The 22,525-nt window shown below is 60.3% G+C and carries 18 protein-coding genes; 12 read left to right on the top strand and 6 right to left on the bottom strand.

Features of this window, described 5'->3' with window-relative positions:
* Nucleotides 1–46 precede the first annotated feature (46 nt).
* The 6 genes from atpG (at nucleotide 47) to glmS (ending at nucleotide 7,021) form a co-directional block, all read left to right on the top strand.
* On the top strand, nucleotides 47–907 hold the full coding sequence (gene atpG, locus J4D25_RS25345) for a F0F1 ATP synthase subunit gamma (protein WP_008045673.1): 861 nt from the start codon (nucleotides 47–49) through the stop codon (nucleotides 905–907).
* A gap of 27 nt (nucleotides 908–934) precedes the next feature.
* Nucleotides 935–2,314, top strand: coding sequence for a F0F1 ATP synthase subunit beta (atpD, locus tag J4D25_RS25340; protein WP_008002330.1), 1,380 nt, complete (start codon nucleotides 935–937; stop codon nucleotides 2,312–2,314).
* A 45-nt stretch (nucleotides 2,315–2,359) separates the two neighbouring features.
* A complete protein-coding gene (locus J4D25_RS25335; RefSeq protein WP_007969909.1) occupies nucleotides 2,360–2,785 on the top strand; it encodes a F0F1 ATP synthase subunit epsilon in 426 nt (141 codons plus the stop codon).
* Nucleotides 2,786–2,898: 113 nt separating this feature from the next.
* Complete coding sequence (glmU, locus tag J4D25_RS25330; RefSeq protein WP_057712663.1) at nucleotides 2,899–4,266, top strand: bifunctional UDP-N-acetylglucosamine diphosphorylase/glucosamine-1-phosphate N-acetyltransferase GlmU; 1,368 nt, start codon at nucleotides 2,899–2,901, stop codon at nucleotides 4,264–4,266.
* Nucleotides 4,267–4,410: 144 nt separating this feature from the next.
* Complete coding sequence (locus tag J4D25_RS25325) at nucleotides 4,411–5,187, top strand: DeoR family transcriptional regulator (RefSeq protein WP_057712664.1); 777 nt, start codon at nucleotides 4,411–4,413, stop codon at nucleotides 5,185–5,187.
* Nucleotide 5,188: 1 nt separating this feature from the next.
* On the top strand, nucleotides 5,189–7,021 hold the full coding sequence (glmS, locus tag J4D25_RS25320; RefSeq protein WP_057712665.1) for a glutamine--fructose-6-phosphate transaminase (isomerizing): 1,833 nt from the start codon (nucleotides 5,189–5,191) through the stop codon (nucleotides 7,019–7,021).
* A gap of 46 nt (nucleotides 7,022–7,067) precedes the next feature.
* Here the strand turns inward: glmS and J4D25_RS25315 are convergent, their stop codons facing one another.
* Genes J4D25_RS25315 through J4D25_RS25300 form a run of 4 tightly spaced genes read right to left on the bottom strand, consistent with a single transcriptional unit; the run spans nucleotide 7,068 to nucleotide 11,850 of the window.
* A complete protein-coding gene (locus J4D25_RS25315; RefSeq protein WP_057712666.1) occupies nucleotides 7,068–8,093 on the bottom strand; it encodes a DUF2955 domain-containing protein in 1,026 nt (341 codons plus the stop codon).
* Nucleotides 8,083–9,201, bottom strand: a complete 1,119-nt coding sequence (locus J4D25_RS25310; RefSeq protein WP_057712667.1) for an HlyD family secretion protein — start codon at nucleotides 9,199–9,201, stop codon at nucleotides 8,083–8,085. Before J4D25_RS25310 ends, J4D25_RS25315 begins: the two co-directional genes overlap by 11 nt.
* Nucleotides 9,194–10,705 (bottom strand): efflux transporter outer membrane subunit, encoded by a 1,512-nt coding sequence (locus tag J4D25_RS25305; RefSeq protein WP_057712668.1) that lies wholly within the window; start codon nucleotides 10,703–10,705, stop codon nucleotides 9,194–9,196. The genes J4D25_RS25310 and J4D25_RS25305 overlap by 8 nt, the downstream gene beginning before the upstream one ends.
* Nucleotides 10,706–10,719: 14 nt before the next feature.
* Complete coding sequence (locus tag J4D25_RS25300; RefSeq protein WP_057712669.1) at nucleotides 10,720–11,850, bottom strand: AI-2E family transporter; 1,131 nt, start codon at nucleotides 11,848–11,850, stop codon at nucleotides 10,720–10,722.
* 582 nt (nucleotides 11,851–12,432) lie between these two features.
* Between J4D25_RS25300 and J4D25_RS25295 the strand changes: the two genes are divergently transcribed.
* The 5 genes from J4D25_RS25295 (at nucleotide 12,433) to J4D25_RS25275 (ending at nucleotide 19,750) form a co-directional block, all read left to right on the top strand.
* Nucleotides 12,433–13,335: a LysR family transcriptional regulator gene (locus J4D25_RS25295; protein WP_057712670.1), complete on the top strand. Its 903-nt coding sequence runs from the start codon at nucleotides 12,433–12,435 to the stop codon at nucleotides 13,333–13,335.
* 119 nt (nucleotides 13,336–13,454) lie between these two features.
* The gene (locus J4D25_RS25290) at nucleotides 13,455–14,081 is read left to right on the top strand and encodes a glutathione S-transferase family protein (RefSeq protein WP_057712671.1); all 627 of its coding nucleotides are present in this window, start codon (nucleotides 13,455–13,457) and stop codon (nucleotides 14,079–14,081) included.
* 63 nt (nucleotides 14,082–14,144) lie between these two features.
* A complete protein-coding gene (locus J4D25_RS25285; RefSeq protein WP_057712672.1) occupies nucleotides 14,145–16,175 on the top strand; it encodes a pyridoxamine 5'-phosphate oxidase family protein in 2,031 nt (676 codons plus the stop codon).
* A gap of 274 nt (nucleotides 16,176–16,449) precedes the next feature.
* Complete coding sequence (locus tag J4D25_RS25280; RefSeq protein ID WP_057712673.1) at nucleotides 16,450–17,646, top strand: DUF3142 domain-containing protein; 1,197 nt, start codon at nucleotides 16,450–16,452, stop codon at nucleotides 17,644–17,646.
* Nucleotides 17,633–19,750, top strand: a complete 2,118-nt coding sequence (locus tag J4D25_RS25275; RefSeq protein WP_057712674.1) for a hypothetical protein — start codon at nucleotides 17,633–17,635, stop codon at nucleotides 19,748–19,750. The genes J4D25_RS25280 and J4D25_RS25275 overlap by 14 nt, the downstream gene beginning before the upstream one ends.
* Nucleotides 19,751–19,753: 3 nt before the next feature.
* Here J4D25_RS25275 and J4D25_RS25270 read toward each other — a convergent pair whose 3' ends face one another.
* Complete coding sequence (locus tag J4D25_RS25270) at nucleotides 19,754–20,383, bottom strand: LysE family translocator (RefSeq protein WP_057712675.1); 630 nt, start codon at nucleotides 20,381–20,383, stop codon at nucleotides 19,754–19,756.
* A 145-nt stretch (nucleotides 20,384–20,528) separates the two neighbouring features.
* Here J4D25_RS25270 and J4D25_RS25265 point away from each other — a divergent pair, with 145 nt between their 5' ends.
* Nucleotides 20,529–21,002 (top strand): Lrp/AsnC family transcriptional regulator, encoded by a 474-nt coding sequence (locus J4D25_RS25265; RefSeq protein ID WP_057712676.1) that lies wholly within the window; start codon nucleotides 20,529–20,531, stop codon nucleotides 21,000–21,002.
* Between the two features lie 112 nt (nucleotides 21,003–21,114).
* Here the strand turns inward: J4D25_RS25265 and lpdA are convergent, their stop codons facing one another.
* Nucleotides 21,115–22,515 carry a dihydrolipoyl dehydrogenase gene (gene lpdA, locus J4D25_RS25260; RefSeq protein WP_057712677.1) on the bottom strand — a complete coding sequence of 467 codons (1,401 nt, stop codon included), beginning with the start codon at nucleotides 22,513–22,515 and terminating at the stop codon, nucleotides 21,115–21,117.
* Nucleotides 22,516–22,525 lie beyond the last annotated feature (10 nt).

Here is a 22,525-nt window from a genome sequence, read left to right as displayed (position 1 = left end):
CAGCGGGAGCCGCAAGGCTCCCGCTTGCTAACCTGATAGGTGTTACATGGCAGGCGCAAAAGAGATTCGCAGTAAGATTGCGAGCATCAAAAGCACGCAAAAGATTACCAGCGCCATGGAAAAAGTGGCGGTCAGCAAAATGCGCAAGGCACAAATGCGCATGGCTGCTAGCCGTCCTTATGCGGAGCGTATCCGCCAGGTAATTGGGCATCTGGCCAACGCCAACCCGGAATACCGCCACCCGTTCATGATCGACCGCGAAATCAAGCGTGTTGGTTATGTCGTAGTGAGCAGTGACCGTGGTCTGTGCGGCGGCTTGAACACCAACCTGTTCAAGGCCCTGGTCAAGGACATGGCGGTAAACCGCGAAAACGGCGTCGAGATCGATCTGTGTGTCGTTGGTAGCAAGGGTGCGGCCTTTTTCCGCAACTTCGGCGGTAACGTCGTTGCAGCTATCAGCCACCTGGGTGAAGAGCCGTCGATCAATGATCTGATCGGCAGCGTCAAGGTGATGCTGGATGCCTACCTGGACGGCCGTATTGACCGCCTGTCCGTGGTGTCCAACAAGTTCATCAACACCATGACGCAACAGCCTACCGTGGAGCAGTTGATTCCATTGGTGGCAACCCCGGATCAAGACCTCAAGCACCACTGGGACTATCTCTACGAACCGGATGCCAAGGAGCTGCTCGACGGCTTGATGGTCCGTTACGTGGAGTCGCAGGTCTACCAGGCGGTGGTCGAGAACAACGCGGCTGAACAAGCTGCGCGGATGATCGCGATGAAGAACGCTACCGACAACGCCGGTGATTTGATCAGCGATTTGCAGCTGGTCTACAACAAGGCGCGTCAGGCTGCGATCACCCAAGAGATCTCGGAAATCGTCGGCGGCGCTGCCGCGGTTTAACGGTTCAAATATTCAGAGGATCCAGCTATGAGTAGCGGACGTATCGTTCAAATCATCGGCGCCGTTATCGACGTGGAATTTCCACGCGACAGCGTACCGAGCATCTACAACGCGCTGACAGTACAAAGCGCGGCCGGGACCACTCTGGAAGTTCAGCAGCAGCTGGGCGACGGCGTGGTTCGTACCATTGCGATGGGTTCCACCGAAGGCCTGAAGCGCGGTCTGGAAGTTACCGACTCTGGCGCAGCCATCTCCGTACCGGTCGGTAAAGCGACTCTGGGCCGGATCATGGACGTTCTGGGCAACCCGATCGACGAAGCTGGCCCTATCGCCACTGAAGAGCGTTGGGGCATTCACCGTCCAGCGCCTTCGTTCGCTGAACAAGCAGGCGGCAACGACCTGCTGGAAACCGGCATCAAGGTTATCGACCTGGTTTGCCCGTTCGCCAAAGGCGGTAAAGTCGGTCTGTTCGGTGGTGCCGGTGTAGGCAAAACCGTAAACATGATGGAACTGATCCGTAACATCGCCATCGAGCACAGCGGTTATTCCGTGTTCGCCGGTGTGGGTGAGCGTACTCGTGAGGGTAACGACTTCTACCACGAGATGAAGGACTCCAACGTTCTGGACAAAGTGGCACTGGTTTACGGTCAGATGAACGAGCCGCCGGGTAACCGTCTGCGCGTAGCACTGACCGGCCTGACCATGGCCGAGAAGTTCCGTGACGAAGGTAACGACGTTCTGCTGTTCGTCGACAACATCTACCGTTACACCCTGGCCGGTACTGAAGTATCCGCACTGCTGGGCCGTATGCCTTCGGCAGTAGGTTACCAGCCGACCCTGGCTGAAGAGATGGGCGTTCTGCAAGAACGTATCACTTCGACCAAGGAAGGTTCGATCACTTCGATCCAAGCGGTATACGTACCTGCGGATGACTTGACCGACCCGTCGCCAGCGACCACCTTCGCCCACTTGGACGCTACCGTCGTTCTGTCCCGTGACATCGCTTCCCTGGGTATCTACCCAGCGGTCGATCCACTCGACTCGACTTCGCGCCAGCTGGACCCGAACGTAATCGGCCAGGACCACTACGACACCGCTCGCGGCGTTCAGTACGTTCTGCAGCGTTACAAAGAACTGAAGGACATCATTGCGATCCTGGGTATGGACGAGCTGTCGGAAGCCGACAAGCAGTTGGTAAACCGTGCTCGTAAGATCCAGCGTTTCTTGTCGCAGCCGTTCTTCGTGGCTGAAGTCTTCACCGGTGCATCGGGTAAATACGTTTCCCTGAAAGACACCATTGCTGGCTTCAAAGGCATCCTCAACGGTGACTACGACCACCTGCCAGAACAAGCGTTCTACATGGTTGGCGGCATCGAAGAAGCGATCGAGAAAGCCAAGAAACTGTAATCCCGGCGCCCGGCAACGGGCGCTAATTTAGGTTGAGGCAATCAGATGGCTATGACAGTCCATTGCGATATCGTCAGCGCGGAAGGAGAAATCTTTTCCGGTCTGGTCGAGATGGTGATTGCGCACGGTGCACTGGGTGATCTTGGTATCGCTCTGGGTCACGCGCCGCTGATCACTAATCTGAAGCCAGGTCCGATCCGCCTGGTCAAGCAGGGCGGGGAAGAGGAGGTGTATTACATCTCCGGTGGTTTCCTCGAGGTTCAGCCGAACATGGTCAAGGTTCTTGCCGACACCGTGCAACGTGCTGCCGACCTGGATGAAGCCTCCGCTCAGGAAGCCGTTAAGGCAGCCGAGAAGGCCTTGCATGAACGTGGCGCAGAATTCGATTACGGTTCTGCTGCCGCACGTCTGGCCGAGGCTGCAGCTCAGCTGCGCACCGTCCAGCAGATCCGCAAGAAGTTCGGCCACTAAGGCTGCACTTGTTGTGTGATTGATTAAAAAGGGTAGCCTCGGCTACCCTTTTTTCTTTTCCGATTTTTACAACCCGGTCGCAGCCGCTGACCACCCAGGATTGGTAGCCAGTCATGTCTCTTGAAATCGTTATTCTCGCTGCTGGCCAAGGCACGCGTATGCGTTCTGCTTTGCCGAAAGTTTTGCACCCGATTGCCGGCAACTCCATGCTCGGCCATGTTATCCACAGCGCCCGGCAACTAGATCCACAGCGCATTCACGTCGTGATCGGTCATGGTGCCGATGCGGTGCGCGAACGCCTGGCAGCGGATGACCTGAACTTCGTCCTGCAGGATAAACAGTTGGGTACCGGCCACGCCGTTGCTCAAGCCGTGCCGTTCATTCAGTCCGACACCGTGCTGGTGCTCTACGGTGATGTGCCGTTGATTGAGGTCGAAACACTGCAGCGCCTGCTCAAGCAGGTGGGTCCAGAGCAATTGGGACTGCTGACCGTCGAACTGGACGATCCGACCGGTTACGGCCGCATCGTTCGTGATGGCGCTGGCAAGGTTGCCGCCATTGTCGAGCAGAAAGATGCCGATGAAGCCCAACGCCAGATCACCGAAGGCAATACCGGCATTCTGGCGCTGCCTTTTGCCCGGCTCGGCGACTGGATGAGCCGTCTCTCCAACAACAACGCCCAGGGCGAGTACTACCTGACCGACATCATTGCCATGGCAGTGAGCGATGGTCTGGTTGTGGCCACCGAGCAACCGCACGACGCCATGGAAGTGCAGGGCGCCAATGACCGCAAGCAGCTTTCCGAACTTGAACGGCATTATCAATTGCGCGCCGGTCGTCGCTTGATGGCTCAAGGTGTGACGCTGCGCGACCCGGCACGATTCGATGTGCGCGGAGACGTAACCGTAGGCCGCGATGTGCTGATCGACATCAACGTGATCCTTGAAGGCAAGGTGGTCATTGAAGATGACGTGGTGATCGGCCCGAACTGCGTGATCAAGGACAGCACCCTGCGCAAAGGCGTGGTCATCAAGGCCAACAGTCATATCGAAGGTGCCATTCTGGGTGAGGGCAGCGATGCCGGTCCGTTTGCGCGTCTGCGTCCAGGTACCGTGCTGGAAGCCCGGGCGCATGTGGGTAACTTCGTCGAGTTGAAAAATGCTCGCCTGGGCGAAGGTGCCAAGGCCGGTCATCTGACTTACCTGGGCGATGCCGAAGTCGGGGCGCGCACCAACATTGGTGCCGGCACCATCACTTGCAACTACGACGGCGCCAACAAGTGGAAAACCGTGTTGGGCGAAGATGTGTTCATTGGTTCCAACAACTCGTTGGTAGCGCCTGTGGATATCCTGGCCGGTGCGACCACGGCGGCCGGTTCGACCATTACTTCGACTGTGGATAAATCCCAGTTGGCGATTGGGCGTGCTCGTCAGAAGAACATCGACGGTTGGAAGCGGCCGGAGAAGATCAAGAAGGGCTGAGTTATCCACAACTCCCTTGTGTAGGAGCGAGCTCGCTCCTACACAGGGTTATCCACAGCTCTTTTTATCGCATGGTGCTTGACGAAGTTTCGCTGATAGGTTTTGATTGCTTCCGCTATCTTTCGAAACGAAACTTACCAGCTCATGTCAAAGCGCAACACACCTCAGCGTCGTCACAACATCCTCGCCTTGCTCAATCAGCAGGGCGAAGTCAGTGTGGATGAGTTGGCCAAGCGCTTCGAAACGTCGGAAGTTACGATTCGCAAGGATCTGGCGGCACTTGAAAGCAATGGCCTGTTGCTGCGTCGTTACGGCGGGGCGATCACCCTGCCTCAGGAACTGGTGGCCGACATTGGTCAGCCGGTTTCCAAATACAAACAAGCCATCGCCCGTGCCGCCGTCGCGCGAATTCGCGAGCATGCGCGCATCATTATCGACAGTGGCAGTACCACCGCTTCCATGATCCCGGAACTCGGACAGCAACCCGGTCTGGTGGTGATGACCAACTCGCTGCATGTCGCCAATGCCCTGAGCGAACTTGAGCACGAACCGGTGCTGTTGATGACCGGTGGCACCTGGGACCCGCATTCCGAGTCATTTCAGGGGCAGGTTGCCGAGCAGGTACTGCGCTCCTACGACTTCGACCAGCTGTTTATCGGCGCTGATGGCATCGATCTGGTTCGCGGTACAACCACCTTCAACGAGCTGCTCGGGCTGAGCCGGGTCATGGCTGAAGTCGCCCGCGAAGTAGTCGTGATGGTGGAGGCCGACAAAATCGGCCGCAAGATTCCAAACCTGGAGCTGCCATGGAGCAGTGTCCATACCATTATTACCGATGAACGCCTGCCCCTTGAGGCTCGCGATCAGATTCAGGCCCGCGGCATCACTTTGATTTGCGCGGCTGTCAGTCAGGAGAAATAGCATGTGTGGAATTGTCGGCGCAGTCGCAGAACGTAACATCACCGCCATCCTCGTCGAAGGCCTGAAACGCCTCGAATACCGTGGGTATGACAGCGCTGGCGTGGCGGTCTACACCAACGATGAAAAACTCGAGCGCGTGCGTCGTCCGGGCAAGGTCAGTGAGCTGGAGCAGGCGTTGACCACCGAGCCGCTGGTCGGTCGCCTGGGCATTGCCCACACGCGCTGGGCCACCCACGGTGCGCCGTGCGAGCGCAATGCCCACCCGCATTTCTCCGGCGACCTGGCGGTGGTGCACAACGGCATCATCGAAAACCACGAAGCCCTGCGTGAACAACTCAAAGCCTTGGGCTATGTGTTCACCTCGGACACCGACACTGAAGTCATCTCCCACCTGCTGAACCACAAACTCAAGGATCTGCGCGATCTGACCGTCGCCCTCAAGGCGACCGTCAAAGAGTTGCACGGTGCTTACGGCCTGGCAGTGATCAGCGCGCAGCAACCGGATCGCCTGGTTGCAGCCCGCAGCGGCAGCCCGCTGGTGATCGGCTTGGGCCTTGGGGAAAACTTCCTGGCATCCGACCAGTTGGCCCTGCGTCAGGTTACTGACCGTTTCATGTATCTGGAAGAAGGCGATATCGCTGAAATCCGCCGCGACAGCGTGCAGATCTGGGACGTTGACGGCAAGGTCGTCGAGCGCGAAGCCGTGCAGTATCGCGACGGCGCCGAAGCCGCTGAAAAGGGCGAGTTCCGCCACTTCATGCTCAAGGAAATCCACGAGCAACCGTCCGTGGTGCAGCGCACCCTGGAAGGTCGCCTGAGCCAGAACCAGGTCCTGGTACAGGCATTCGGCCCACAGGCTGCCGAACTGTTCGCCAAAGTGCGTAACGTACAGATCGTCGCGTGTGGCACCAGTTACCACGCCGGTATGGTCGCGCGTTACTGGCTCGAAGAGTTGGCCGGCATTCCTTGCCAGGTCGAAGTCGCCAGCGAATTCCGCTACCGCAAGGTGGTGGTGCAGCCGGACACCTTGTTCGTGACCATTTCTCAGTCCGGCGAAACCGCCGACACCCTGGCCGCGCTGCGCAACGCCAAGGAACTGGGCTTCCTGGCCAGCCTGGCGATCTGCAACGTCGGCATCAGCTCCTTGGTGCGTGAGTCCGATCTGACCCTGTTGACCCAGGCCGGACGCGAAATCGGTGTGGCTTCGACCAAAGCCTTCACCACGCAATTGGTTGGCCTGTTGTTGCTGACGCTTTCCCTGGGTCAGGTTCGTGGCACCTTGGCCAAAGGTGTCGAAGCGACGTTGGTCGAAGAGTTGCGTCGTTTGCCGACCCGTCTGGGCGAGGCGCTGGCCATGGACAGCACCGTGGAAAAAATCTCCGAGCTGTTCGCCGAGAAACACCACACGCTGTTCCTCGGCCGTGGCGCGCAGTTCCCGGTCGCGATGGAAGGGGCACTCAAGCTCAAGGAAATCTCCTACATCCACGCTGAAGCCTATCCGGCCGGCGAGCTGAAACACGGCCCGTTGGCGCTTGTGGATAACGACATGCCAGTGGTGACCGTGGCGCCGAACAACGAACTGCTGGAGAAGCTGAAGTCCAACCTTCAGGAAGTCCGCGCCCGCGGTGGCCAGTTGATCGTCTTCGCTGACGAGAAGGCCGGCATGACCAACGGTGAAGGCACTCACGTTGTGCACATGCCGCACATCCACGACATCCTGTCGCCGATTCTCTACACCATCCCGCTGCAACTGCTGTCGTACTACGTTGCCGTACTCAAGGGCACCGACGTTGACCAGCCGCGCAACCTGGCGAAGTCGGTCACTGTGGAATAAGTTATCCACAGGTGAAAAACCCCCTTCTCAGGGGGTTTTTCTGTTTCTAGGCGGTCGTAATTCGACGCTCCCGCCGCATGTCCAGCAGATGGACCATGACACAGGCGTACAAGGTCACCAGTATGAACAGGCCCATGCGGATGGCGAAGGCGGTGTAGACGTCCTTGCCCGCCGCACTGTCCTGTACCGATTGGCCGAGCAGAATGATCAGGGTCGCCAGGCTGTTGAGCCAGAAACTCGGTGGTTGTCGAGTCATGGCCACACCGTAGAGTTTTCTGGCCACCAGCAAACCGAACAGCAGCATCCACAGAAAGAACATCCACAGGTTGACGAACAGGCTGAGTGCGCACCAGAAAAGAATTGCCATCAGGCCACCGAGCAGGGTCGAGCCGAGCAACTCCTGGCCGGCGGTGCGGGCACTGGTCGCGCAGCTTTGTTGGCCGAGGCTGACGGCTTTCATGATGATCGGCAGGTAGCTGGCCGGGTCGATCATGGCCAGCAGGAAAGTCGGCAGTACCACCAGCGTGGCACGTAGCGCCAGCCAACTGCTTTCGGTTGGAGTAAGGCTCGGGCCGGGTTTGGCCGCGGGAGCACTGGCGGGGTCGGGAAACAGCCAATGGCTGATGGTCAGCGTGGTGACGGCAAGGAACAGCCCCTTGACCAGGGCCACGATCACCTCAAGCGCCAGGGCGAATTCAGCGGTTCCGGCCGAACTGATCAAGGTCAGGCCCACCACCAGAAACGTCGCCACCAGCGGGTTGCCGCCGCGCAAGCCATAACCGAAGGCCAGGAACAGGCATAGCCCTACCAGCAGCACACCGCTGAACGGGTAGTAACGCAGCAGGGGAATGAGCAACAGGCCGGTCCCGGTGGTCAGCATAAGGATCAGGATCAGGCCCAGGCTGGCCTTGAACGGCAATGGTCGGTTCATCGCTGCCAGCATCATCAGCGCCAGCATCGGAGAGAGGAACGGGATGGGCAGGGCCAGACCAAAGCTCGCCGCCAGGCACAGCGCCGTGCCGAAGCTCAGGCGCAGGGCGCGCTGAACCCGGGGCGGGCGCTCAATACGCATAGGACATCCAGCTCATCAGGCGCAGGAACAGGCGACCCAGGAAATTCAGCGGGTTACTTTCACTCGGAAATGCCATGACTTCGGCCTGCCCGCCAGACCGGATGCCTTGCGGGCCGGTCAACTCACCGGGTTCGAACTCGATGATCACCGGAAAGCGCTGGGCAGGGCGCAACCAATCGCGGCTGTTCTCCACTTTCGGCAGGCTGCCCGGCTGGGTGGTCTGGCCGATATCGACGCCATAGCCGACGCTACGCACATGGCCTTTGAAAATTCTCCCCGGCAGGGCGTCGAGGACGATGGACACCGGCGTCCCTGGCTGGACACTTCCCAGGTTGTTTTCGGTCATGTCGGCGCTGATCCACACATCGTGGATGGCGATCAGGGTCATCACCGGCGCACCGGCGGAAGCAAACTGGCCGACGTCGGTGCGCAAATCGGTAATCAGGCCGGCCGAGCGCGCGTGGACCTTCGTATTGCTCAAGTCCAGCTCGGCTTTTTCAAGGTTGCTGGCGGCGCTGAGCAACTGGGCGTTTTCGTCTTCGTTACCGCCCTGTTGTTCGCGCGCACGTTGCACTTCGGCCTTGGCCGCGGCGACCTGGCTGATGGATTCTTCCAGGGTGGCGCGGGATATCTCCAGGCGTCGCAGCGAGATGGTGCCCGGGTCTTCTCTGTACAGGCGTTCAAGCCGCTGGATGTCCTGGCGTGCCTTGAGCTCGTTGGCCTGGGATGCACGCAGTGATGCTTGCTTGGAGTCGACACCGGCGGTGTTGGCGCCCACCTGGCGACGGGTCGACTCAAGGTCGGCGCGAGCGCGATCGACGGCAATCTGGTACTGCTCCGGGTTGACTTCAAACAGCAATTCGCCAGCCTTTACGTCCTGGTTGTTGCGTACGTGCACCTTGGTCACCCGGCCGGATACCTCGGCGGCCACCGGTACAATGAAGGCCTGCACCCGTGCCTGTTGCGTGTAGGGGGTGTAACGGTCGGCCATCAGGTACCAGACCAGACTCAGGATGATCAGCAGCACCACCCAGTTGATCGCTTTTTTCGCAGGGTCGGCGGCAGGTGTCGGGGCTTTCTCGGCGGCCGGTTGTTGGCTGTCAGTCATTGGCACTTTCCTTCGGTTCGTCGAGCAGATCGCCCCAATCGGTCCGTTCTTGCATTTGTTTGCGGGTGGCCGGGTCGATCATCGGCTGGTCGCTGTACCAGCCTCCGCCCAGAGCCTTGTATAGGGCGATCAGGCTGTTGACCGCGGTGCCACGGTTGACCAGGTAGATATCCTGTTGGGCAAACAGGGCCCGCTGGGCATCCAGCACGCGCTGGAAATCGGAATAGCCTTCGCGGTATTGGGCATTGGCCAGGGTCACCGAACGTTCGGCGGCCACCGATGCATCGCTGAGGATCCGGTCGCGCTCCAGTGCTTTGATCAAGCCGGTCGCGGCGTCGTCCGCCTCGCGTGCCGCCTGGCGCACGCTGTCCTGGTAGATAACGATCAGTTGCTGCAAGCGCGCATCCTGCACGCGGACGTTGTTGGTGATCCGGCCGTGGTCGAAGATGTCCCAGCGCAAACTGGGGCCGGCCACCATGTCCAGGGTGTTGGATGCACCGCTGAGCGAGCTGGCAGACCAGACGATGCTGCCCAGCAGGCTGATGGAGGGGTACAGGTCAGTCTCGGCCACACCGATCAACGCCGACTGCGCCGCCACTTGCAGCTCGGCAGCACGAACATCGGGGCGCCGCACCAGCAGGTTGGCCGGCACATCCTGCAAGATCGCAGTATCGAGCAGCGGCACTAAGCCGGTGTTGCGATTGAGGTCAGGGATCGAGCCGGGTGGCTGGCCGATCAGGGTGGACAACGCATTGCGCAAGCTCGCCACCTGGCTCTCGAAATCCGGGATGGTACTGAGTGTGCCCAGGTATTGGGTCTTGGCTTGTTGCAGATCAAGTTCGGCTTCGGCCCCGCTGTTGAACAGGCGCTCGGTGATCTCGTAGCTGCGTTTTTGCAATTTGGCGTTACTGCGGGCGATGGCCAGGCGTGCCTCGGCGGTGCGCAAGGCGTAGTAGTTTTGCGCCAGTTGCGCGTGCAACAGCACCAAGGCATTTTCATAGTTGGCCTGGGCGGCAAACCAGGATGCGTCCGCCGACTCGATGGCACGGCTGAAACGCCCCCAGAAATCCAGCTCCCAGCCGATATCGAAACCGGCGCTGTATTGCCAGAAATGCGTGTCCTGAGGGTTGGCGCCGCCCGATTGTCGACGGTTCAAGTACAGGCTGTCGGCGCTGGCCTGCTGCAATTGCGGGTAGCGTCCACTCAGGGCGATACCCAATTGCGCCCGGGACTCCATGACCCGAAGGCCAGCGAGGTGCAGGTCGGCGTTGTGGGCATCGGCTTCGGCCATCAAATGGTCCAGCACCGGGTCGTTGAACACGCGCCACCATTGGCGGCTGTCAGGTTGCGCGTGTTGTTGGCCGGCGACCTCCAGGGCCGGGCTGTTCCAGTGGTCGACCCAGGGCTGGGCCGGCGACTGGAAATCCGGGCCCAGTTGTACACAGCCCCCCAGGACGACGGTGCCACAGAGCAGAAGCCGGCTGATGCGAGCAGGGCGTGGCATCAAGCGCAAACTCCTCAGACAGGACGCTGATCGTTCAACGCCTCGATCTCGGGTGTCTCATTCATTAGCTCGGCAGACGGTTGGTCCTGGACCCATTGCCAGAACAATTGGTAGCCCACCGCCAGCGCCACCGGCCCGATGAACAAACCGATGAAGCCGCCGCTTACCATGCCGCCCAGGGCGCCAATCAGAATCACCGGCATCGGAACATCGACGCCACGACCCAGCATCAACGGTTTGAGGACGTTGTCGGCCATCCCGGCAATCAGGCTGTAGATGCCAAACACGACGGTGGCCAGGCTGGTCCCTTCGGTGGCGAAGACAAAAGCGATCACCGGAAGGGTCACCAGCAGTACCGGCAATTGCATGATCCCCATCAACAGCGCCACCATGGCCAGTAGCCCGGCACCGGGGACACCCATGAGCACGAAGCCCACACCGACCAGCAACATCTGAATGAACGCGATGCCCACTACGCCCTGGGCGACCGCGCGGATGGTTGCAGTGCAGAGCACGGTAATGCGTGGCCCACGCTCTGGTCCGGAAAGGCGCGAGGTGATGGCCAGGGCGCTTCTTTCGCCGTTTTCGCCATAGGCCATGAACACGCCGGCAATGATCAGGGCGCCGATGAACAACAGAAAGCCCACGCCAACATCGGCCATTTTGCCCAACAAGGTCAGGCCGACGGACTTGATGTAAGGCATCAGCTTCATGAGCACGCTGCTCATGTCGGTGGCGGCCTGCATCCAGTAGCCATAGAGCGGCTCGCCTATGAGCGGCAGGGAAGCGATTTTTTCGCTGGGGAGCGGAATCTGCAACGTATCGGACTTGAGAACCGCCAGGGTGCCCTGGACCGATTCACTGATCGAGGTGCCCAGCAGGTAGATCGGTACCATTAGCAAAGCCAGGGCGACTACCACGATCAGGGTGGCGGCACGACCGTCCTTGTTGACCAGCTTGCGCTTGATGAGCGCATGCAGGGGATACAGGGTAATGGCCAGAATCATTGCCCAGAGCATCAGGTTGAGGAAGGGGTGGAAGATCTGGAAGCAGAACAGTACCAGCACCGTAATCAACCCGGCGCGAATCAGTACATCGAGCAAACCACCGGACAGTGCTCTAGCGGAAATGTTAGTGCGCAACATTGTCGAACTCCTTGCTGTGTCACACAGGTTAGCCAGGCCGTTGAAGTTCAACTCTTCCCTACTAAGTGAATCCATAAAGCAGGATCGACGGGCAGCCGTCAAAGCGTTAAAAACCGATAACGCCTTACTTTAAGTAGAGAAAACTTCAATGAGGTACCTACCAAAAACCCAATAGGTAACAGGTGGTTTGTAGTATAGGAGCAGTCGTATATTCCGCCTGTTTATACAGGCTGGAATCCTGCTGCAGTTGATGGAGTCCGCTGCGAGCCCTTGACTGAATCGGTTTGGAAGCTGAGCCAATGGCTCCTTTTTCTCTACCGGGCATTTGCCGTTGCAGCGGGCTGATCAGAATAATTGCCAACAGTCGCACCCGTCGCAAGAAAATAATCGTCATTAATTATCAATAATCCCCGGTCCGCTTTTTGAGGTTTGTGACACGCTTGGTTTTTACGGTGCAGGCGCTACAGTGCAGTAGCCCATTGATTTACCTGATGGTCTGGCGCCCAACTATGTTGTTGAACATTTGCGCTTAACATTCCGGCCTTCGGTTGCGGTTTATCTATCTGAAATGAGGGCAGTCCCATGGACCGCTTCCAGGAAATGCAGGTCTTCGCTGCTGTCGCCAAGGAGCAGGGTTTTTCGGCGGCGGCGCGGGGTTTGGGTCTGTCGGCGGCCAGCGTCACCCGAGCGGTCGCGGCGCTGGAGAAGCGAATAGGCACACAACTGCTCACGCGTACGACGCGCAGCGTTTATTTGAGCGAGGCCGGTCAACGATATCTGGAGGATTGTCGGAGAATTCTCGCCGAGGTGCAGGAAGCCGAGGACTCGGCAGCGGGCAGCCATATCCATCCCCGTGGGCAACTGACCATCACCGCACCGGTCTTGTTTGGCGAGCTGTTTGTCACGCCGTTGATGGTGAATTATCTGACGCAATTCCCCGAGGTCTGCATCAACGCGCTGCTGGTGGACCGGGTGGTGAGCGTGGTCGAGGAGGGCGTTGATGTGGCCATCCGCATCGGCGAGCTCCCCGACAGCAACCAGCATGCGATCCGCGTGGGCGAGGTGCGGCGGGTGATCTGCGCATCGCCACAGTTTCTGGCCAGTCATGGTCGGCCCAGACATCCCCGGGAACTGGCCCAGGCGCCAATCATTGCGACATCGGCCATAGGCCAGTTGCGGAGTTGGCCATTCATCGAAGACGGCGAAACCTTGAGCGTGCGGGCTGAACCGCGACTGGTGGTGACGGCGAATCAGGCAGCCATCACGGCGGCCAGTTTGGGGTTAGGCTTCACGCGGGTGCTGTCTTATCAAGTCGCGAACAAGGTGGCTGCCGGAGAGCTGGAAATCATTCTGGCGGACTTCGAACTGCCGCCGTTGCCCATCCATGTGGTCTATCAGGGCGGACGTAAAGCACCGGCCCGGGTGCGCAGTTTTGTTGATTTCGCGGTGAACACGCTGCGCGAGCATCCGGCGCTCAGGCGTTGAGTTATTTCATCCGGTGAAATAATGGATTGCGTTTGCTGGTGATTCTGTTGTTTTGGTCGAGGGTAGAAGATACGACCCATCTCTCCCCTGAACAGCACCACTCACCCGAGGTGTCGACCATGCAAGCGATCAAACTCTACAACTTCCCACGTTCCGGCCACGCTCATCGTGTCGAATTGATGCTGTCCCTGCTGAAACTGCCGACCGAATTGATCTTCGTTGACCTCGCCAAAGGCGAACACAAGCAACCGGCGTTCCTCGCGCTCAATGCTTTCGGTCAGGTGCCGGTGATTGATGATCAGGGCGTGGTGTTGGCCGATTCCAACGCGATTCTGGTTTACCTGGCGCAAAAGTACGGCAACGGTCGCTGGCTGCCGGCTGATCCGGTAGGGGCCGCCAAGGTCCAACGCTGGTTGTCGGTGGCGGCCGGTCCGATTGCCTTCGGCCCTGCCCGGGCAAGATTGATTACTGTGTTCGGCGCGCCTTACAACGCTGCAGAAGTGGTTGCCTATGCCCATACCGTGCTCAAGGTAATCGATCACGAATTGGCCGATACGCCGTATCTGGCTGGCACTGATCCGACGATTGCCGACGTCGCCGCCTACAGCTACATCGCCCATGCGCCTGAGGGCAATGTGTCGCTGGACGAGTACACCAACATTCGTGCCTGGCTGGCCCGCATCGAAGCCTTGCCGGGTTTTGTCGGCATGCCGCGCACCGTCGCCGGCCTGCAAAAAACCGCCTGATGCTGGTGGCCCGGTGTTGCCGGGCCGCCCCGTTCTGCGCCACAGGCGCAAGGGAGCAGCCGTATGGACCGTTCACCCTGGCATGCCGGCGAGAAACAATTGCAGGCGCATGTGGGCGTTGCCGAACGAATGGAGGCGTTCGGTCGTAAGGTGATTCGCAGCGAGATGCCGGACCAGCACCGCACCTTCTATCAGCAATTGCCGTTCATGCTGTACGCAGCGGTGGATGCCGACGGTCATCCCTGGGCCAGTGTCCTTGAAGGCCAGCCCGGTTTCGCACATTCGCCAGAACCTGGCTTGCTGCAATTTCGCAGTCTGCCGGCCTTTGATGATCCCGCGCAGTTGAGCGAAGGCTCGGCCATCGGACTGCTGGGCATCGAGTTGCACACCCGCCGCCGTAACCGCATCAATGGGCATGTCAGTGCCATGACCATGGATGGTTTCGCGGTGACGGTGGACCAGTCCTTCGGCAATTGCCCGCAGTACATTCAGTTGCGCCAGTTTCGCTCGGTGCCGCTGACCGATCCTGCGACCCGTGCCGCCCAGCATTTCGGCGAACTGGATGACGCGAGCAAAGCCATGATCGCCGAGGCGGACACCTTTTTCGTTGCCAGTTATGTGGACGTCGACGGTGAACGCTCGGTGGATGTTTCTCACCGCGGCGGTCAGGCCGGTTTCGTACAGGTGGAAGGCAATCGCCTGACCATTCCGGATTTCGCCGGCAACCTGCATTTCAACACCTTGGGCAACCTGCTGCTCAATCCCCGGGCCGGGTTGTTGTTCATCGATTTCAATACCGGTGATTTGCTGCAGCTCAGTGGGCGCACCGAAATCATCCTGGACGGTCCTCAGGTCGAGGCGTTCCAGGGGGCCGAGCGCCTGTGGACGATCGATGTCGAGCAAGTGGTACGTCGTCCGGCTGCCCTGTCGTTGCGCTGGCGCTTCGACGGCGTTTCACCCACCAGTTTGCTCACCGGTACCTGGGAGCAGGCCAAGGCGCGTTTGCAGGCCAAGGCCCTGGGCGATCAGTGGCGGCCGTTGCGGGTGACGCGGATTGAAGCGCAAAGCCACAGCATTCGCTCGCTTTACCTGGAGCCCGCCGACGGAGCGGGGTTGCCACTGTTCCAGGCCGGGCAGCATTTGCCTTTGCGCTTCAACATTGATGGCGATGTGCATATCCGCACGTACAGTTTATCGAGCGCACCGTCCGATGATTTTTTCCGCATCAGCGTGAAGCGTGACGGACGGGTGTCTACGCATTTGCATGAGCAGATTCGTGTCGGCGACCTGCTGGAGGCGCGGGCGCCGCAAGGGCATTTCACCGTGGCGCCCCATGAGCGTCGACCCTTGGTGTTGTTGGCGGCCGGGGTCGGCATCACGCCGCTGTTATCGATGCTGCGGGAAGTGGTTTACCAAGGGTTGCGCACCCGGCGTATCCGGCCGACATGGTTCATCCAGAGTTCGCGCACGATGGCTGACCAGCCATTTCGCCGCGAACTGGATCGCTTGCTCGAGGATGCCGGTGACGCGGTGCGGGTAGTGCGTTTGCTCAGTCAACCGGAAGCCGAGGCGATACAAGGAGAGGACTTCGACCTCAGTGGACGGATCGACGTCGCGCTGCTCAAGGATCTGCTGACAGTCGAGGACTACGATCAGCCGGATTTTGTGGTCTGCGGTCCCGGGAGTTTTACCCAGGCGTTGTACGACGGCTTGCGCGAGTTGGACATTCGCGATTCGCGGATTCACGCCGAAACCTTCGGCCCGTCCACCTTGCGCCGGCGACCGGACCCCGATGCGGTGGTCATCGAACAACCGCCAGCCGCCACCACGTCCGTGCTCGTGGTGTTCCAGCGTTCGACCAAGGAGGCGCGCTGGCAGCCAGACGGCGGCAGCTTGCTGAAGTTGGCGGAAAGCCGTGGCCTGCGCCCGGAATTCAGTTGTCGCGGCGGCTCCTGCGGCACCTGCAAAACGCGCTTGATCAGCGGTCAGGTGCATTACCCACTGCCGCCAGCGGAGGTGCCGGATGATGGACAGGTGCTGATTTGCTGTGCGATTCCGGCGCAGGGCGCGCAACCGCTGGTACTCGATATCTGAATATCATTTCAGGCGAACATTGCCCGCCGGTCGATGGCTGAGTAGGGTAGGGGCAGAACGAACCAGGGCCGCAGAGGTCAATGCCTGTCAGTTAAGCCCCGGACATTGTGGGAGCGAGCTTGCTCGCGATAGCGGACTGTCAGTCACCCCTTGTAAGACTGTCCAACCGTCATCGCGAGCAAGCTCGCTCCCACAAGGTTTGCGGTGTTTAAACGCTTAACTGACTGGCATTCACCGCACAGGCCCTTTCTGCATTTCAGGAACAGGCGTTTCAATGGTTTTTTTCACTCGCTCGATGGTCTTGCTGATGGCGCTGGCGCTCACCACCGGTTGCGAAAGACAGGATGCACCGCCGCTGGATCAACAGCTTTACGTCTGGCAGCGGCAGTGGACGCCGGCCCACGACGCTGCCCTCAGGGATAGCCGCGCCGACTTTTCGACGTTGCGGGTGCTGGCCTTGCAGGCCTTTCCCAACGCGGGCTGGAGTCGAGCCCGGATTGACCCGGCACTGCTCAAGCGCGATGGCCGGCCGGTGATTGCGGTGATTCGCCTGGATGGGCAGCTCAAGGCGCTGGATCAGGATGAGATAACTGCGCAAATCCGCCAGGTGATCGGCGACTGGAAGGGACAGGGGCTGAACCTCGCCGGCGTGGAAATCGACCACGATGCCGGTAACGCTCGGCTACCGGAGTACCGCCAATTTCTCGCGCAGTTGCGCGGAGCATTGCCGACTTCGCTGGTACTGAGCATCACCGCGTTGCCATCCTGGCTCGACAGTCGCGAACTGCCGGCGCTGTTATCCACAGTCGACAGCAGTGTGTTGCAGGTGCACGCGGTGAGCGATCCGCGTCGTGGCTTGTTCGATGCGGATCAGGCCCGGCAATGGGCGAAGGCCTGGAGCCGTATCACGACGAAACCGTTCTATCTGGCGCTGCCGGCCTATGGCGTGGCGTTGCTGCTCTCGGCGGGTGGCGCGCCCGTTGTGGAAAGTGAAGTGACGGTGGAGCGTGAAGGACTGCGTCGGGAATTACTTGCCGACCCTCAGTCATTGCGCACCCTCGGCACCGAGTTGCGTGCCGATCCACCGAAACATCTGGCGGGCCTGATCTGGTTTCGCCTGCCATTGGCCAACGACCGTCGGGCCTGGAGCTTGACCACTTTGCTCGCCGTGGCGCGTGGTGATGTCCTCGACAGTCAATTGAAACTGAAACTCTCGGCCGACAATGGCCTCTATGACATCGGCATCAGCAACCAGGGCAATCTCGACAGCGCCTGGCCCGAACGCCTGACACTGGCGGTCAGCGGTTGTGAGGGGGCCGATGCCTTGGCCGGTTACGCGTTGCAACAGCGTCCGGATCTGCTTACCTTCACCCGCCTGCGTGATGGCCGAGTACCGGCCGGCGGGCAGCGTGCCGTTGGTTGGGCTCGCTGCGCACACATTGATCAAGGAGGTTCGAATGTTCACCCGTAACTGGCCGCGTCATTTGCTTTGCCTGAGCCTCAGCCTGCCGCTGGGTTCGGCATTGGCCTGCGGCCCGGACTTCCCCATGCGCCTGCTGGATAACCGAGGCCAGTCGCTGGCAGAACTGCCGGAAGGCAACTTCAGCTTCGAAATCAGCCGCCTCGGCCACGCCATCAACGGGTTGAAGAACGTCACCGCTGGCGTTGACTACACGGATGCACCTGACGCTGTAGCGCTGCGCGATCAAGCCGAGCAGGCGGGACTTTCCGCCGAGCAACAGGTGCTGGTGAAACACTTGCGCAGCCTGACCGATGCCCGCCAGGTTGAAAGCGAGGGCGCGCAACTGCCGCCTGAGCTCAGGTTGTACCTGGCCGGCGCTGTGGCATTTGCCGCGGGTGATCCTGCCTTGGCCGCCGGGTATTTCAAGAAAGTGCTGGCCCTGCCCGCAGAGCAACGGGCCTCGCGCAGTACCTGGGCGGCTTACTCGTTGGGTCGAGCGTTGTTCGCCATGAGCGCCGAAGCCAATGCGGCTCCGGATCTGCTCGAACAATCCCGTGACGCCTTCGAGCAAACCCGGCAACTGAGCATCGACGGCTTCAGTGATCCACTGGAACTGGGTGTCGCGAGCCTCGGTGAAGAAGCCCGGGTGGTGCGCACCGCTGGCGACTGGAACCGCGCCATCGAGTTGTACGCCACGCAGAATCTGCACGGCTCCGCGGTGGGCTACACCTCGTTGAAGCTGTTGATGGCGGACCTGATGACGCTGCCGGATGATCAAGTGGCCGAGTTGCTCAAGGGCCAGCCAGTGCAGCAATTGGTGACAGCATCGCTGATCAGTCGGTTGGGGTGGTCGTTCGGTGATCAACCGCCAAACGAACAGAAAATGATCAAGCTGCTGCAAAACAGTACCCGTGGCAGCCTCGAAAACGCCGACCGCCTGGCGGCAATGAATTATCAACAGGGTGATTACGCCAGCGCCAAGGCTTTCCTCGAACAGGCTGGCGATGGTGGGTTGGCCTGGTGGTTGCGGGCGAAACTGGCGGTGCGCGAGGGCAATAAGAGCGCGGCCGCCGCAGCCTATGCCAAAGCGGCGCAGGCCTTCCCGCAGAATGAATCCTGGGGCGAGCGCCGCACACCGGACTTCGATTACGAAACGCTCCAGCCCAAATGCCGGGTCGAGGGTGAAAGTGCGATCCTGGCCCTGCAACGCGGGGATTACCTGCAAGCCTTCGATCAGCTGTATCGCAGCCAGAGCATTTACTGGTTCGACGCCGCCACCGTTGCCGAGCGCGTGTTGACCCTCGAAGAACTCAAGCACTACGTAGACACTCAAGTGCCGGCCCCGCCGCCGCTCAGCCAACAGGACCGCGACAACTATGTGCCCTTGCCGGTGGCGGCGGGCTTGCGCAATTTGTTGGGGCGGCGTTTGTTGCGCGAGGGGCATTACGAGCAAGCGCCGGCGTACTTCGACAATGACGGCTTGCGGCACAAGGCAAAGCTGTATGGCGAGCAGCGTCTGGCGGCTGATTCAGCCTGGTGGCCGACCCGTCGCGCCGCTGCGCTGTTCAATGCGGCCTGGACGGCACGCGAGTGGGGCATGGACATTCTGGGCTACGAAATGGCGCCGGATTACGCCACGTTCGGCGGTAACTACATTCTCGAAAACACCGAACTCAAGGTCGGTCCTTTGGTGGCCGAGGACGAAGTGAAGCGCCAGCAGGCCAGCGCTGCCCAGCCTGATCAGCGTTATCACTATCGCTTCGTGGCCACCGCGCTGGCGAGCAAGGCGGCGGATAACTTGCCTCACACCAGTCAGGCGTTTGCGGCGGTGCTGTGCGAGGCGTCGGGGTGGAACAGCAGCCTCGAAGAGCAAAGTGCGATATATCAGCGTTATGTCAAAGAAGGGCCTTACGTGGAATGGGCCGCCGATTTCGGCCACCAGTGCCCGTACCCCGACTTCGAAAACGCCGACAAACGCTACGTGACCCAAGTGACCGACGCTGCGCGTTCGGCCTTGCGACCGTACAAGATGCCTTTACAGGTTGGTTGCGTAGTGGTGTTCGCGGTAGCGGCGCTGTTGATGTTCAAACGCCGCCGCCGCAAGGCGCAGTGAGGTTCAAGCCTGTTGCACAAAGGTTAGCCGCACGGCGAAACCGATCAACAGGCTGCCGAACAACCATTGTTGCAGGCGCTGGGCTGAGGGGCTGCGTTGCAGCCAACGGCCGAGTGCGGCGCCGACCAGGGCGTATGCGCTGTCGAACAGCAACCCGACACTAACCAGCACCACGCCCAAGGTCGCAAATTGCCCGAGCACCGGCCCAGACTGTGGGTCGATGAATTGCGGCAGCAGCACCGAGCAGAACAGCAGTGCCTTGGGATTGAGCAGGTTGGTCAGCAGTCCGCGTCGGATGGCTGCGCCCCAGCGCGGTTTTTCGCCGGTTGGGTCGGCGCTGGGGAGGCTCGGCAGCATCGTGGTTCGCAGGCACTGAATGCCGATCCACAGCAGGTACGCGGCACCGGCCAGGCGTACCACGTCGAACGTCCAGGGCGCTGCCTTGAACAGTGCCGCCAGCCCCAGCGCCGCCAATGCCACATGGCAACCCCGGGCAATACCCAGGCCCACGGCCGTGGCCAGCGCGGCGCCTTTGCCTTGGCGGGCACCGGTCTGCAACAGCAGGATCATGTCGGGCCCCGGCAACAGGTAGACCACCGCCAGTGCCATGAAAAACAGCCAGAGACCTTGCATGTTGCACCCCATTCGTTGTCGATTTGGTCGTGCCAGTCTAGGGCTGAAGGGCGGGGCAGGTGCTTGCGTTGTCAGCTTCTATCGGGTCATGTATTGGCATAATCTGCCACTTAATCAAGATTGAACCATCAGGATCTGCCAAACCATGAAACTCGACGCCTACGACCGCAAGATTCTCGCCGCACTGCAACGGGATGGCCGCCTGAGCAATGTGCAACTGGCAGACGAGATCGGCCTGTCGGCATCGCCATGCTTGCGCCGGGTGCGGATGCTTGAAGAGGCGGGGGTGATTCGCGGCTACCAGGCCAATCTGGATCGCGACGAAGTGGGGTTGGGGCTGACAGTGTTTGTCGGGGTCAAGGTCGAGCGTCATAACGATGAGCAAGCCGAAGCCTTTCGACTGGCGGTGACGGCATTGCCGGAGGTGATTTCGGCGTTTCTGGTATCAGGTGAGTCGGATTTTCTGCTGCAGGTAGTGGTGCCGGACTTGCGTGCCTATGACCGGTTTCTCACCGGGCGTTTGCTGAAGTTGCCGGGTGTGAGCGACATCCGCAGCAACTTTGCGATTCATACTGTGAAGGCCCCGGGGGTGTTGCCGCTGGAGCATTTGCCGCTGTAGACCGAGTTGCCTGCCATCGCGAGCAAGCTCGCTCCCACAGGTACAGCGCAAACCATGTGGGAGCGAGCCTGCTCGCGAAGGCGATAAATCAGTCACTGCAACTCTTCAAGTCTTACATCTGCGTCGCCATCCCCTCCACATTCATCGCCGCCTGGCGCAAGGCCTCGGAGCGAGTCGGGTGTGGATGGCAGGTCAGGGCGATGTCTTCGGCCGAGGCGCTGAACTCCATGGCCACGCAATACTCGCCAATCATTTCACTGACGCTCGGGCCAACCAGATGCACGCCGAGGACTTCGTCCGTGCGTTCATCGGCCAGCACTTTGGCGAAGCCTTCGGTCTCGTGGTTGATCTTCGCCCGGCTGTTGGCGGTAAAGGGAAACTTGCCGACCTTGTACGCCCGACCTTCAGCCTTGAGCTGCTCTTCGGTTTTGCCGACGCTGGCCAGCTCCGGTTTGGTGTAGACCACACTGGGGATCAGGTTGTAATTGACCTCGCCAGCCTTGCCGACCATCTGCTCGACGCAGGCCATGGCTTCGTCCTCGGCCTTGTGGGCGAGCATGGGGCCGGAGGTCACGTCACCAATCACCCAGACCCCGACGGCTTCGGTGCGATGCCCCTTGTTGGCGAGCATGCCGCGCTTGTCCGTGGCGAGGCCGACGTTCTCCAGGCCCAGGCCCTGTGTATAAGGTCGGCGCCCGATGGCCACCAATACGTAATCCGCTTCCAGTAGCTCGGCGGCACCGCCAGCGGCAGGCTCGATGCTGAGCTGCACGCCGGTGGCGGAGGTGGTGGCGCTGGTCACTTTTGAACTCAACTTGAAACTCAAGCCTTGTTTGCTCAGGGAGCGCTGCAGGGTTTTGCCGGCTTCGATGTCCACACCGGGGCAGATCCGGTCGAGAAACTCGACCACCGTTACCTGCGCCCCAAGGCGCCGCCATACCGAACCCAGCTCCAGGCCGATCACGCCGGCGCCGATCACTACCAGATGCTTGGGCACCTCGGTCAGCGCCAGGGCACCGGTGGAGTCGAGGATGCGTTTGTTATCGATATCCACGCCGGGCAGGGGCGTAGGCTCGGAACCGGTGGCGATGATGATGTCCCTGGCACTCAGCTCGGTCTTGCCGCCGGCGCTATCGGTCACCGTGACTTTGCCCGGCCCGTCGATGTGGCCCCAGCCTCTGATCCAGTCGACCTTGTTCTTACGGAAAAGAAACTCGATGCCCTTGGTCAGCCCGGTAACGCTTTCATCCTTTTGCTTCATCATCTGGTTGAGGTTGAGCACGGGTTTGACTTCGATCCCCAGATTGGCGAATTCCGCGCCCTTGGCCGCGTCGTACAGTTCGGAGGCATGCAGCAACGCCTTGGATGGCATGCAACCGACGTTCAGGCAGGTGCCGCCGAGTGTGGCGCGTCCTTCCACGCAGGCAGCTTTCAGACCCAGTTGTCCGGCGCGGATCGCCGCGTTGTAACCGCCGGGGCCACCGCCGAGTATCACGACGTCATAAGTGCTCATGGATGTACTC

The sequence above is a fragment of the Pseudomonas sp. GW456-L13 genome, assembly GCF_017350115.1.
Taxonomy (GTDB): Bacteria; Pseudomonadota; Gammaproteobacteria; order Pseudomonadales; family Pseudomonadaceae; genus Aquipseudomonas; species Aquipseudomonas jessenii.
Note: the sequence above shows the minus strand (reverse complement) of the source record. Positions and strands in the feature narration are given on the sequence as shown.

What these genes read in the sequence shown, in the direction of transcription:
- atpG (WP_008045673.1), top strand. Translation starts at nt 47, where the DNA reads ATGGCAGGCGCAAAAGAGATTCGCAGTAAGATTGCGAGCATCAAAAGC.
- atpD (WP_008002330.1), top strand. Translation starts at nt 935, where the DNA reads ATGAGTAGCGGACGTATCGTTCAAATCATCGGCGCCGTTATCGACGTG.
- J4D25_RS25335 (WP_007969909.1), top strand. Translation starts at nt 2,360, where the DNA reads ATGGCTATGACAGTCCATTGCGATATCGTCAGCGCGGAAGGAGAAATC.
- glmU (WP_057712663.1), top strand. Translation starts at nt 2,899, where the DNA reads ATGTCTCTTGAAATCGTTATTCTCGCTGCTGGCCAAGGCACGCGTATG.
- J4D25_RS25325 (WP_057712664.1), top strand. Translation starts at nt 4,411, where the DNA reads ATGTCAAAGCGCAACACACCTCAGCGTCGTCACAACATCCTCGCCTTG.
- glmS (WP_057712665.1), top strand. Translation starts at nt 5,189, where the DNA reads ATGTGTGGAATTGTCGGCGCAGTCGCAGAACGTAACATCACCGCCATC.
- J4D25_RS25315 (WP_057712666.1), bottom strand. Translation starts at nt 8,093, where the DNA reads ATGCGTATTGAGCGCCCGCCCCGGGTTCAGCGCGCCCTGCGCCTGAGC.
- J4D25_RS25310 (WP_057712667.1), bottom strand. Translation starts at nt 9,201, where the DNA reads ATGACTGACAGCCAACAACCGGCCGCCGAGAAAGCCCCGACACCTGCC.
- J4D25_RS25305 (WP_057712668.1), bottom strand. Translation starts at nt 10,705, where the DNA reads ATGCCACGCCCTGCTCGCATCAGCCGGCTTCTGCTCTGTGGCACCGTC.
- J4D25_RS25300 (WP_057712669.1), bottom strand. Translation starts at nt 11,850, where the DNA reads ATGTTGCGCACTAACATTTCCGCTAGAGCACTGTCCGGTGGTTTGCTC.
- J4D25_RS25295 (WP_057712670.1), top strand. Translation starts at nt 12,433, where the DNA reads ATGGACCGCTTCCAGGAAATGCAGGTCTTCGCTGCTGTCGCCAAGGAG.
- J4D25_RS25290 (WP_057712671.1), top strand. Translation starts at nt 13,455, where the DNA reads ATGCAAGCGATCAAACTCTACAACTTCCCACGTTCCGGCCACGCTCAT.
- J4D25_RS25285 (WP_057712672.1), top strand. Translation starts at nt 14,145, where the DNA reads ATGGACCGTTCACCCTGGCATGCCGGCGAGAAACAATTGCAGGCGCAT.
- J4D25_RS25280 (WP_057712673.1), top strand. Translation starts at nt 16,450, where the DNA reads ATGGTTTTTTTCACTCGCTCGATGGTCTTGCTGATGGCGCTGGCGCTC.
- J4D25_RS25275 (WP_057712674.1), top strand. Translation starts at nt 17,633, where the DNA reads ATGTTCACCCGTAACTGGCCGCGTCATTTGCTTTGCCTGAGCCTCAGC.
- J4D25_RS25270 (WP_057712675.1), bottom strand. Translation starts at nt 20,383, where the DNA reads ATGCAAGGTCTCTGGCTGTTTTTCATGGCACTGGCGGTGGTCTACCTG.
- J4D25_RS25265 (WP_057712676.1), top strand. Translation starts at nt 20,529, where the DNA reads ATGAAACTCGACGCCTACGACCGCAAGATTCTCGCCGCACTGCAACGG.
- lpdA (WP_057712677.1), bottom strand. Translation starts at nt 22,515, where the DNA reads ATGAGCACTTATGACGTCGTGATACTCGGCGGTGGCCCCGGCGGTTAC.